This window comes from Flavobacterium cellulosilyticum (assembly GCF_004349355.1).
Classification (GTDB): Bacteria; Bacteroidota; Bacteroidia; order Flavobacteriales; family Flavobacteriaceae; genus Flavobacterium; species Flavobacterium cellulosilyticum.
The window spans coordinates 275,945-288,572 of sequence record NZ_SMFK01000003.1 but is presented as its reverse complement, the minus strand read 5'-3'; the positions used below and the strand labels follow the sequence as shown (position 1 = coordinate 288,572).

Sequence of the window (12,628 nt, the reverse complement as noted above, 5' to 3'; positions counted from 1 at the left end):
TGCCTTTTATTTTTTCAAATGCTTTTGAATTAACGTACTCAAATATTCAATATTGATTGGTTTTGAAATATAATCAGTACATCCTGCTGCGATAGCGTTATCTCTATCACTCTGCATTCCATTTGCAGTTTGAATGATAATAACAATATCTTTATTGAATTCCCTAATTTGTTTTGTAGCCTCATAACCGCCCATTTCCGGCATGTTTATATCCATCATAACTAAATCTATATCAGGATTGTTTCGACATTTTTCTATAGCTTCAAAACCTGTATCCACTTTTATGATTTCTTTGCTAAAGGGTTTTAAAGCAATCGTTATAAGTAGTTTTGAAATAGCATCGTCTTCGACTATTAATACTTTTAGGTCTGTAATATTGTTTTTTTCTTTTATAACAGCATCTTCATTTTTGAAGTGATTTATTTTTTTGGGTATAAATTCAGTGTCATAAGGAATAGTAAAATAAAAAGTGCTTCCCTTTCCTTCCTCACTTTCGACCCAAATAGTTCCACCAATCATTTCAATATATGCTTTTGAAATGGCTAAGCCTAAACCTGAACCTTCATGACTTCGTGTCGTTGATTCATTTACTTGCCTAAATCTTTCAAAAATTATATTTTGTTGAGTAATAGAAATACCTAATCCAGTGTCTTTTATAAAGAACTCAAGTTTATTTTCCTTTTTCACACAACCAAATTCTATGGAACCTTCATTTGTAAATTTTATAGCATTTTTAATGAGATTGGTGAGAACAGCGTAGAGTTTTTCACGATCTGTTATGACATAGCATTCCTCTGAAGATAATTTCTTTGTAACTAATAGTTGAATTCCCTTTTTTTTGGTTTCAGGCTTGAAGAAGGTATTCAAGTAATCAATTTGTTCATTTACATTAGTTTCTGATAAGGACACTTCGATTTGTCCTGACTCTACTTTTGAGATATTTATGATATCATTTATAATATTGAGCATTCGTTTTCCGCTTTTCTCAATGATAGTAATGTATTCTTGTTGTTCTTTTCCAGTTAGTTTGGGTTCTTTCAATAATTCAGTAAAACCTAAAATTCCATTCATAGGAGTTCTGATTTCATGGCTCATATTGGCAAGGAAAGCCAGTTTTAAACGGTCGCTTTCTTCAGCTTGATTTTTAGCTTTTAATAATTCCTGCTCTGTGTTCTTGCGAGCAGTTATGTCTTCCTTTATTGCGATATAGTGAGTTGATTCACCTTGTGCATTTACAATTGGAGAAATGGAGACAGATTCCCAATATAATTCCCCGTTTTTTTTCATGTTAAGAAATTCGCCGTGCCATTCTTTTCCGTCCACAAGAGTTTGCCATAATTCTTTGTATTCTTCTTGAGTAGTGTGTCCTGATTTTAAAATACGGGTATTTTTGCCTAGGACTTCCTCAAAGGTATAACCAGAAGTTTCGGTAAATTTTGGATTAGTATATTCTATTTCCCCGTTTGTATTGGTTATGACAATTGTTACTGGACTTTGCTCTACAGCTTGTGAAAGTTGACGAATTTTTTCCTGAGTTTGTTTGCGTTCTGTAATATCGTGAATAATCACTTGCACCGCAGCTTTATGTTCGAAAATGGTAGGAATTGCCTTTAATTCAACATCAATAGGATTGCCTTTCAAGTCTATTAATTTTTCTTCGACAAGTACTGAGCCATACTTATGTTCAATTACCTCATTCATTCTTTGAATAACACTTTTTTTTCTATCGGGATGAATAAAATTAAGGACAGGTTTTCCTATGATATCAGACCTTTTTTTTGCTTTCAAAATACGCAAGCCTTCATCATTGATATAAATAATTTTTTCATCGGAATATAGAACAATTCCATTAGGGGAACCTTCTACTAATCCGCGGTATTTTTCCTCACTTTCTAGTAATGCTTGGTTTGTTTCTTTTTGTTCTGTTATATCAAACATCACCCCTCGCAACCAACTTGGTTTACCGTTTTCGGCGACTACTGTTACAATGTCTTTTAACCAGACGTAATTTCCTGCTTTTGCTCTAAAACGATACTTGAAATCATGTCCATTTTTTAGTTTTGTGTGCGAATTATAAATTTTTATAATTTCCTCTCTGTCATCAGGATGAAGATGATCCTCCCAAAATCCTTTTTTATACCAATCCTCAACAGGATATCCCAATAAACGTTCTGCTTCTTGACTCACATAATTGAAAACTAAACTAGTAGCATCAGCTTCCCATACAATTCCTCCTGTTGAGTTTACAAGGTCCTGAAACTTTTCAGAAGCTAACTTCAATTTTTCTTCTACTTCTTTCCGTTTTGTTATGTCATAAATTGAACAAACCAGAAATTTATTTCCTAATTCATTTATATAACGCAACTTCTTAGTAATGATCGTGTGTTTGAAGCCTTTCACTGTAAGTTCTTCTTCTCTAATATCAGGAACTCCAGTTTCAAGTACTGTTCTGTCTATTTGAAGAAAATGTTCTCTTTCGTTTTTAGGAACCTTTTCGACAAGAGTTTTGCCAATTACATTTTTTTCATCAAGACCAAATAATTCAAAAAAGGCGGTATTGGCATATATAATATTATAATTATTATCCTTGAGGAATATTGGGTTTCCAACCAATTCAAAAATAGTTTTAATGCGTTCTTTTTCATCTCTCAATTTTTCTTCCCCTAATTTACGTTCCGTAATATTGCGGGCAAGTAGAATAAAATGTTTGTCTTTTTTAACCTTACCTTTTATTGGAGAAACCGATAGCTCAAACCATAATTTCCCTTTTGGTAAATCGAAAGAATATTGAAGTCCGGTGGACCATCCTTTTTTATTAGCTTCTTCTATTGCTTTAAAACAAATCTTTGCTACATCGGCTGGTAATACATCTTGAAAAAAATTTCCCATAAAAACAGAGGGAGGAACGGCTAATAAATCATCATGATGGGATTGATAATGGTAAATTCTTCCGTCTAAACCTACTTCAAATAATAAGTCAGGAACGGCATCAAGTATCGCCATTAGATTTTCTTGTGCATTACTTATATTTTCTTCGGTTAGTTTGCGGTCAGTAATATCTCTAGTAATATTCATTACCGCAGGTTCTTCCAAATAATTAATAATCATTGATTTAACCTCAACATTTCGATAATTTCCATGCTTGTTTTTGATAATGGTTTCAAAATCAACATTTCCATTATTTTGTAAAGTTTGAAGTAGTTCCATTCTTTTTTTGTCAGACATTTTTTCAATTTCTTTTACACTAATCGATAAAAGTTCTTTTTGAGAAAAACCAAAAAGCGATGATGCAGCGGTATTAGTTATTAAAAATTTACCTGGTTTGTTATTGTTATCTAATCTAAATATTGCAATACTATCTCTGTTTGAATCAAAAAGGGTACGGTACTTTTCTTCGTTTAATTTAGTTTTTTCTTCTGATTCTTTGAGCTGACTTATGTCATGCATTGTTATAAAACAGTGCATTTCATCATCACTAATAATTCCGGAAACATGAACATAAGTAGGGTTATTGGAAGCATTATTCAAGATTACCTCACAATTTTGTTTTGTTTTACTATCAAATAATTGTTCGAGAAATAAATTAAATTTTGGTCTTGTTTCATCGGATATAAAAGCATTAAACTGTCTTTTCAATAAAAGCGAACGTTCCTTACCTAATAGTTCAGCAGTTTTAAAATTCAGTTCTATAATTTTGCCTTCTTTTGATAGAGTGAAATAGCCTGAAGGAGCAAAATCGTATAGATTAGTGTATTTTTCAGCTTCAGCTTCAGCTTTGTTTTTTGCAAAAAGAAGTTCCTCGTTTTGCATTTCGAGTTCTACTTGATGAACATCAAGCTCGTGAATGAGTTTAAGTATCTCAACATCAGAAAGTGAATTTACCGCTGTTTCAGTTTTATTATTTATAATTTCTTCGGCTTTTTGACGTAGAATCGAGGCTGGAGTTGATTTGGCAATATTTTTCATAATACGCTTTTTTTTGAAATAGAATTATCTCTAATTGTAAACCAACGGTTTTAATTAGGATTCTTTTTGTTTTTGAAGAATTTCTTCTGCCAATTTTTTCTCTGTGATATCACGAATAAAGCACTGAATTACTTTGTGATTGTCTACTTTATATTGATTGCTAATAAACTCTACATAAATCTTTTTCCCACTATAGGATTCAAGAGGCAAATTATCGTAACGTATGATTCTTTTTTTTTGCAATTCTGAAAATTTAACTTTGTTAGCAATAATATCTTTAAGAAATCCAATTTCCCAAATTGCCTTTTCAAGAAATTGTTCTTTTGAATAACCCAAAAGTTCAATTAAAAACGGATTTACATCGGTAATTTTTCCAGAATCAGCATCCAATATAAGAATACCGTCTTTTGCTGATTCAAAAAGATGGCGGTAATGTGTTTCTTTGTTTAACCGTAAAGATGTATTGGCTTGCATTAATTCTAATTCTAGCTTTTTAAATTTTGTAATGTTATTAAATGTAAGCACTAATCCGTCTATATGATCATCAATAGTACGATAAGGCATAATTCGGATGTTAAACCATCTTTTGTCAGTAGTTTCGTTTTCAGTTTCTATCGAGGTGAGGTTTTTGATTACTAATTTAGCATTACTTCCTATTTCTGGATATTTTAGTTCAGAAACCAAATCGGTAAATGGTCTTCCAATATCGGAATTTCGTATTTTGAAAATATCGGTAATTGGATCAGTAAATCTACGTATGTTAAGTTCTTTGTCAAGGAAAAGTGTGCCTATTTCAGTGCTGTTAAGTAAATTTTTCATATCGTTGTTGGACCTTGAAAATTCAATAACTTTATTTTGAAGTTCACTGTTTACCGTTTGCAATTCTTCATTGAGACTTTGCATTTCTTCTTTGGATGTGGTAAGTTCTTCATTAGTTGATTGCAATTCCTCATTGGTAGATTGAAGTTCTTCATTTGTAGATTTCAAATCTTCTTGTGAAGTTTGCATTTCTTCCCTAAGAATTTGCAAATCCTCATAACATTGATTGAGTTCTAAATCTTTCTGTTTTGAAGTTAAACTTTGAATGGTTGTTTTTAAATTGAAGACTTTAGATTCATCTAATTCTGGAAGATCATTAAAAACTATTAAAATCATATCTCGAATCGTTTCGGGCTTTTCGATACGCTGAATAGTAACGTTTACAAAACTGATTTTTCCATTTTCTATTTTAACATTTTCAAGTTTCACTGCATCATACGTTTGCAATGCTTTTTGAAAGGCAGCTGGAAATACTATTCGTAATCCTTCACGAAGCATGGCATAAATATTCCAATTTGCTTTTCCTGCTACTGGTTCCAGATATTTCCCTGTACGGCCAGTGATGTAAATTATGTCACCTTTATCGTTGACCAAAACACTTGCAGGAGTAAATTGCTGTAGCAAAATTTGATCAGTAAGAGATTGTATATTTTCAACAGCTTTTAGAGGCAACTTCATTATGGGTTTGGTTTTATTAGTAATTGAAAAAGAACTGGGAAAATCTAGAAGCCTAGTTTCCCTGGGTGATAATGTACGTTTGAATATTTTTAATTTGGCGTCAAGTACTTCGAAACCTTCATTTCCATTTCCTAGAGTTTCAGCAGAGCCAAGGATCATAATTCCACTTGGTTTAAGACTATAGTTAAAAAGTGCCATCAATTTATTTTGCAATTCAGGTTCCATATAAATCAGCATATTGCGACAAATTAGGATATCAAGTTTTGTAAAAGGTGGATCTTTAATCACATTTTGTGGTGCAAAAACGACCATTTCACGGATGGTGGCATTGATTCGATACCCGTCATTGTCTCCAACAAAATATTTGGATATGCGTTGTGGTGATACATCATTTACAATGTTTGGTGAGAAAATACCTTTTCGGGCTTTTTCAATGGCTTCATTGTCAAGATCAGTTGCAAATATTTGTAAACTTATGTTTCGATTGTTTTTAATTTTTGACAATGATTCTTTAAAAATAATAGCTAAAGTGTACGCTTCTTCACCAGTTGAACAACCCGTAATCCAAGCTCTTAAAATAGAGCCACTTGCCAATTTTTCAAGCATTTCGGGAAGAACTTGCTCACCAAATTTTCTCCAAACTTCAGGATCACGGAAAAAGTTGGTAACCCCAATGAGTAATTCTTCAAAAAGTATTTCGGCTTCTTTAGGGTTTTCCTGCATGAATCGTACATAATTTTGAATCTTGACAATCTTATGGACTTCTTTACGTCTTTCGATGCGGCGAAATAAAGTGTTTTTTTTATACATCGAAAAATCATGACCTGTTTGTTCACGAAGTAAAATAATAATTTTATCGATGCTACTTTTGTTTTTCAGGTCTAATTCTAAATCCTTAGATGTATTATGCTTGATTGAAAATTTTAGATATTCTATTAATTTAATAGGTAATTCTTCAACTGGCGCAATGATATCAGGGTTTATCGCTTCGACAGCACTTCTTGGCATGCCATTGAATTTTGCTGTAGATGGTTCTTGAACAAGCACAATTCCATTTTTTTCTTTTATGTTTTTGATTCCTAAACTGCCATCGGAACCCATTCCCGAAAGAATAATTCCAATACTTTTTTCTTGACGGTCATTGGCCATCGAACGGAAGAAAATATCAATTGGCAGACGTATTCCATGGGTTTCTATTGCAGCAAATAAATATAATGTGTCATTTAGAATTGACATACTCTTATTTGGCGGAATGATATAGATACAGTTTGGTTTTACTTTTAAATTATCAGTAACTTGAAACACTTTCATCGATGTCATTCGCTGTAGGAGTTCAGGCATCATCCCTACGTGTTTTGGGTCAAGATGTTGAATTATAATGAATGCCATATCGTTATTTTCAGGCAAATTTGAAAAAAACAATTCCAATGTCTCCAGTCCACCAGCAGAACATCCAATTGCTACAATAGGAAAATCATTACCGTTAAAGTTTTCAGTATTTTGGTTTTCGGAAGGCTTTAAAACAGAACTTTGTTCCATTTTATTTTTATCTGTTTTCATCTTAAAATAATACGCTACTCTTAAATTCAGAGTGTATAATTTACAATTTGAATTTGTTGTTAAAAAAAAGGAATATCCTACTCAAAATTAATTAAAAAACCTCGGATTATTAAAGTTATTAGTGATTAAATATTGTTTTTTATCAAAGAGGTCTGAGTATACTATTCGTTTTTATAAACCATTTTTGAAAAGTGAATCTAAATTTTATTTTTGGATTAAAATCCGACTACTTTTTCGTATTTTTCTATTCCTATTTTTAACATAATCTTTATGCATATTTTGAAATAATCGTACTATAATTCGAAATTTTTCTAGAGCCTTATAAGAATTAATTATAATTTAAATATAATGGAACGTTTTATGATAAAATTATCCTGAAGTAGAATTTATGATACTATTTTTATTATATTTTCTCGGTTGGTTTTGTTAAAATAGTATCTTCTAATCCATCTCCAAGAACTACGGATAATGTTTTTAAATTTTTGGTTCGATCAGCAATTAATTTAATGATGCTTATAAAAGGAATAAATAAAATCATTCCGACAGCGCCCCATAAAATACCACCGATAATTATTACTAAAATGATAACAAGTGTGTTTATTTTTAATCGACCACCTACAGCAAATGGGAATATAATATAAGCTTCGAGTAATTGAACAGTTGAAAAAACGAATATAACACCTATTGGATACCAAATAGAATTAAAAGTTATCCAGGAAATTGTAATTGGTAATAGGGCTGAAATTATAATTCCGATGTAAGGAATAAATGTGAATATGGAAGCAATAAACCCAAATAAAATAGGATGAGGAATACCTATAATTGCAAGACCAATACTATTTAAAATACCCACTACTAGATAAACAATCAGCATTCCCTTTATAAAATTATAATAAGCATGAATAGTTTCGACCAAGATTTCGTGTATGATTTTCTTTTTTTCTGAAGAGAAAATACGATATAAAACATTCACAAGTAATTTTCGGTAATATAGTATTAGTATCGAATATACAGGAATTATGATAAGATAAAAAACGGATTCGGATAAAGAATAGAATGTGGTTTGTAGAAATGAGAAAGCCTGAGAACCAGAATTATCAACTATGTTTTTAACAAAATTCAATTGTTTTTCTGTGCTAAAATTAAATTTTTCGACAATAAAAAAGCTCAATTGATTTATCGTTTCTACTATTTTTATTTTGAATAATCCCCATTCATTTGAAAACTCGATTAATTGAGTTAGAAGTAAAAAAAATAGGGCTCCAAAAAAAAGTATAAGACAAAAAATGGGTAGGAATATGGCAATAATTTTATTCACTCCTTTTTGCTCTAACCATTTGCAAATAGGGTAAAGAATAAAACTTATAAGCATAGAAAAACTTAGAGGTATAAATAGTGTTTTTCCAAAATATAATAAAAGAGAAACTAAAACTGTAAATTGAAGAATTTCAAGAACAGAAAATTTTTTATTTGATTGGGATGATTTATTTGTTTTTGGAACTTGTAACATGATATTTCAAAATTTGTAATTATATATTAAATCTTTTATGTTTTTTATAATATAATTAAAGCCAATTTTCAATACTTATTCCTACTTTTTCACGATAGGATTGTATTAATTAATCTGTATTATGACTCATTTTATTTTCGAAATATTTTAGAATTAAATCACTTAAAAAAGCTATGTTTATCGGTTTTGGTATGTAATCTGTACATCCAGCTTCAATTGCTTTGTCTCTATCGCTTTGCATCCCATTAGCTGTTTGCGCAATTATTATAATATTTTTATTGAACTCTCTTATCTTTTTCGTGGCTTCATAACCGCCCATTTCAGGCATATTGATATCCATCATTACGAGATCGATATCTGGATTATTACGGCAAGCTTCTACGGCCTCAAAACCAGTGCTTACTTTCAATATTTCTTTGCTAAAAGGTTTGACAGCAATTGTAATTAGTAATTTTGATATAGAATCGTCTTCAACAATCAAAACCTTTAGATTTTTAATATTCAATGCAATTTTTTTAGGTATATCAATTCTTTTAGTAATTGTTTTGTGCTTTTGTGCTGAATAAGAGACAAAAGGGATTGTGAAATAAAATGAACTTCCTTTGTTTTCTTCGCTTTCTAACCATATTTTTCCACCAAGTTTTTTTACGTAAGCTTTTGAAATAGCTAATCCTAAACCAGAACCCTCATGAGAACGACTTGTAGTATCATTAGCTTGCCTAAATCTTTCGAATATTATTTTTTGCTGTGATTTTGAAATGCCTAATCCTGTGTCTTTTACGAAAAACTCTAAGTTATTCTCCTTTTTAAAACATCCAAATTCAATTGTGCCTGAATTTGTGAATTTAAGTGCATTTTTGACGAGATTAGTTAATATGGCATAAATTTTTTCAAGATCTGTTTTAATTATAGCCTCATTTAGGGGTAATAATTTTGAGGCAATTAGAGTAATTCCTTTTAAAGTCGCTTCTGGTTTGAAAAAGGTTTGGATGTATAGCATTTGCTCATTTATGTTCGTTTCAGACAGGGATAGTTCAACTTGTCCTGATTCGATTTTTGAGATGTTTATTATATCATTGATGATATTGAGCATACGAACACCACTTTTCTCAATTATTCCAATGTATTCCTGTTGAACCTCTCTATCTAATTGTGTTTCTTTTAAAAGTTCTGTGAATCCCAAAATTCCATTCATTGGAGTTCGAATTTCATGACTCATATTTGCTAGAAAAGCTAATTTTAATCGGTCACTTTCTTCCGCTTTTTCTTTGGCTTTTATTAATTGCTTTTCAACTCGCTTGCGTTCGGTTATGTCTTCTTTTATAGCTATATAATGGGTTATTTTTCCAAATGAATTTATAATTGGTGAAATTGAAGCTGATTCCCAATATAATGTTCCATCTTTTTTCCTGTTGTGAAATTCCCCGAACCATTCATTTCCAGATGAAATGGTTTGCCATAATTGTTTGTATTCATCAGATGAAGTATGATTGGTTTTTATAATTGTAAGATTTTTTCCAAGAATTTCTTCGACTGTATATCCCGTAGTTTCGTAAAATTTTGGATTTGCATATTCAACTTCTCCACTTGTATTTGTAATGATAATTGTAACAGGGCTTTGTTCGACAGCTTGAGAGAGTTGTTTTATTTTTTCTTGTGTATATTTTCGTTCCGATATATCTGAGATAATTCCGACTGTGTTGATGATTTTATTATGCTCATCTTTTATTACTGAAACAGATTCTTCTCCCCAAAAAACGGATTTATCTTTCGTTATATATCTTTTTTCTATTTGATACCTTTCAATTTCCGCATTATAAACCTTATTTCCCCATAATTTTGTTTTCTCAATATCATTTGGATGTGTTATATTTAAATTTGTCAACTTTTTCATTTCTTCGGGTGTATACCCCAGCATTTCTAACCACTTATGATTAAATTCCAAAAAATTTCCTTTAATGTCTGTCAAAACAATTCCTGAATTAGCTAGATTGAAGATGCTTTTTATTTTTTCTTCGCTTTTTCTTAATGAATCTTCGGCTTTTTTTCGTTTTGTAATATCTCTTGCAGTGGCTATCAATACTTCCTTTCCAAAATACTTGCATTTGTCAAAAACAACTTCTGTTGGAAAAATTACCCCGTTTTTGCGTACTGCCCAAAACTCAAATTGTTCTGGATTTCCTGTTTTACATACAGATTTCATTTTCGATTGAATAGCACTTTGATCGTTTAAACTTTGAGCAGCAAAATTTAAAAGAGATTTTCCTATAAGTTCTTTTCTGGAATACTGGTACATTTTTTCGGTTCCTTTATTTACATTTATAAATGTTCCAGATTTGTCTACTATATATATCGCTTCCGAAATAGAATCGAAAATAACTTGGAGATTTTCTTCATTTTCTTTTAAAATATTTTCAGCCATTTTACGATCTGTAATATCTCTGGCAAGTAATATAAAATGTTTATCATCATTATTACTATCATTTATTGGAGACACTGAAAGTTCAAACCATTTTTTGCCGTTGGGCAAATCCAGTGCGTACTGTTTTCCCGTTGACCACCCTTTAACGTTAGTTTCCTGAATGGCTTCCATACAAATTTTAGAGACATCTGCAGGCAATACATCTTGAAATAATTGATCTATAAAAACAGCTGCTGGTACAGCTAATAAATCTGTTCGATGAGAATGATAATGATAGATTCTACCATCAATACCTACTTCAAACAGCAGATCTGGAATGGCATCAAGAATTGTAGAAACGTTATTATAAGCTTTACTAATATTTTGTTCCAACTGCTTGCGATCTGTAATATCTCGAGTGATATTCATAAATGCAGGTTCGTTTTCATAATTGATTAGAAAAGTTTCAACTTCAACGGTTCTAATTTTATCTTTTTTGTTTTTGATAGTAGTTGTAAAAATGATTCTGCCTTTAGTTTGTAAATTAGCAATCATTGATTTACTTTTTTTGTCAGTCAATTCTACTATGTCTCTTATGCTCAATGATAAAAGTTCTTTTTTTGTATATCCAAAAAGGGTTGTAGTTGCAGGATTTGCTTCAATAAAATTGCTAGGGATACTATCAGCATTTATTCTAAAAATTGTAATACTATCTCGGTTTAAATCGAAAAGTGTTTTGCAATTGATGTTGTTAATTTGTGATGAGTCTAATAATAAAACAGAGGGATTTGGTTTCATAAGTAGATATTTATTTTTTTACAGTCAAACCCATTTGCCAAAAGGCAGTTGCAATTACTTCTACTGTTCGTAAGTTTGAGTCGCAAAGTTTATTGTTTTTTATTTCATCGTTTATTATTTGTGTTTCGTATTAGATGATTTTAAATTGCGACCAATTTATGCTTATGCTAACTTAAAAAATATGTTTAAGAGACGTTAATTCTAGATGTCTTCTTCTTTAAATTGAATATCAAAACGAAACTAACGATCAGATATAGGCAAACTTAATAGCATAGAATTTTGTAATTTCATGTTAAATATATTAAAGACGAATTGAATTTGAATTGTAATTATGATTTATACTATTCAGTTATCTCCTTTTTGTAATAAATTCTTATTTTTCCCGAGCGAAATTAAGTAGAGATTTTTGAGCTTGCTTCTGAATTTTTTTTTGAAAAAAACCAGTCCAACCCAAAAGAAAGCCTTTGAATCCTATCGCTTGTTTAGACCATTTCCAGATATCAAAATCGTCATTTTGTTTGATTATTAGTCCATCTTGAAAATGAAATAGTGTCGAAATAGAATTGACAACCTTTCTGTTAGTTTTACTAAAATGATAGGTTGCAATCCAAGAAGCAGCACCTAAATAGTTATCAGCTTTTATATCAAAATAGTCGATTTTTAGTTCCCCCTTGTTTTTGACTATTAGCATTTTCCACATTTGGCAAACATTATTTCCTTTTAATAAACCAAAAATAGGATCACGAAATTTAATATTAGGATGATAACATTCACACATTTGATTGGCATCAGCATTTGCTAAAGCAGTGTAGAATTTAATAATAGTCTTTTCGTTTGCTGTCATTTAAAAAAAAAATTGGAAGTAAAAATAATGATTATTTCGTCAAAATATGTTT

The 12,628-nt window shown here is 30.7% G+C and carries 5 protein-coding genes; all 5 read right to left on the bottom strand.

Annotation, left to right across the window (positions count from 1 at the left end; all coding sequences use genetic code 11):
• Positions 1-6: 6 nt before the first annotated feature.
• Complete coding sequence (locus E0F76_RS07650; protein WP_132003745.1) at positions 7-3,966, bottom strand: PAS domain S-box protein; 3,960 nt, start codon at positions 3,964-3,966, stop codon at positions 7-9.
• A 54-nt stretch (positions 3,967-4,020) separates the two neighbouring features.
• Positions 4,021-7,023 (bottom strand): chemotaxis protein CheB, encoded by a 3,003-nt coding sequence (locus E0F76_RS07645; RefSeq protein ID WP_132003742.1) that lies wholly within the window; start codon positions 7,021-7,023, stop codon positions 4,021-4,023.
• A gap of 403 nt (positions 7,024-7,426) precedes the next feature.
• Positions 7,427-8,533 (bottom strand): AI-2E family transporter, encoded by a 1,107-nt coding sequence (locus E0F76_RS07640; RefSeq protein ID WP_132003740.1) that lies wholly within the window; start codon positions 8,531-8,533, stop codon positions 7,427-7,429.
• A gap of 109 nt (positions 8,534-8,642) precedes the next feature.
• Positions 8,643-11,732, bottom strand: coding sequence for a PAS domain S-box protein (locus E0F76_RS07635; RefSeq protein WP_132003737.1), 3,090 nt, complete (start codon positions 11,730-11,732; stop codon positions 8,643-8,645).
• A 373-nt stretch (positions 11,733-12,105) separates the two neighbouring features.
• Positions 12,106-12,576 carry a nuclear transport factor 2 family protein gene (locus E0F76_RS07630; RefSeq protein ID WP_132003734.1) on the bottom strand — a complete coding sequence of 157 codons (471 nt, stop codon included), beginning with the start codon at positions 12,574-12,576 and terminating at the stop codon, positions 12,106-12,108.
• Between the last annotated feature and the right edge of the window lie 52 nt (positions 12,577-12,628).

Bases quoted from the DNA above. Each gene is read 5' to 3' on its own strand.
- E0F76_RS07650 (WP_132003745.1), bottom strand. From the start codon at position 3,966: ATGAAAAATATTGCCAAATCAACTCCAGCCTCGATTCTACGTCAAAAA.
- E0F76_RS07645 (WP_132003742.1), bottom strand. From the start codon at position 7,023: ATGAAAACAGATAAAAATAAAATGGAACAAAGTTCTGTTTTAAAGCCT.
- E0F76_RS07640 (WP_132003740.1), bottom strand. From the start codon at position 8,533: ATGTTACAAGTTCCAAAAACAAATAAATCATCCCAATCAAATAAAAAA.
- E0F76_RS07635 (WP_132003737.1), bottom strand. From the start codon at position 11,732: ATGAAACCAAATCCCTCTGTTTTATTATTAGACTCATCACAAATTAAC.
- E0F76_RS07630 (WP_132003734.1), bottom strand. From the start codon at position 12,576: ATGACAGCAAACGAAAAGACTATTATTAAATTCTACACTGCTTTAGCA.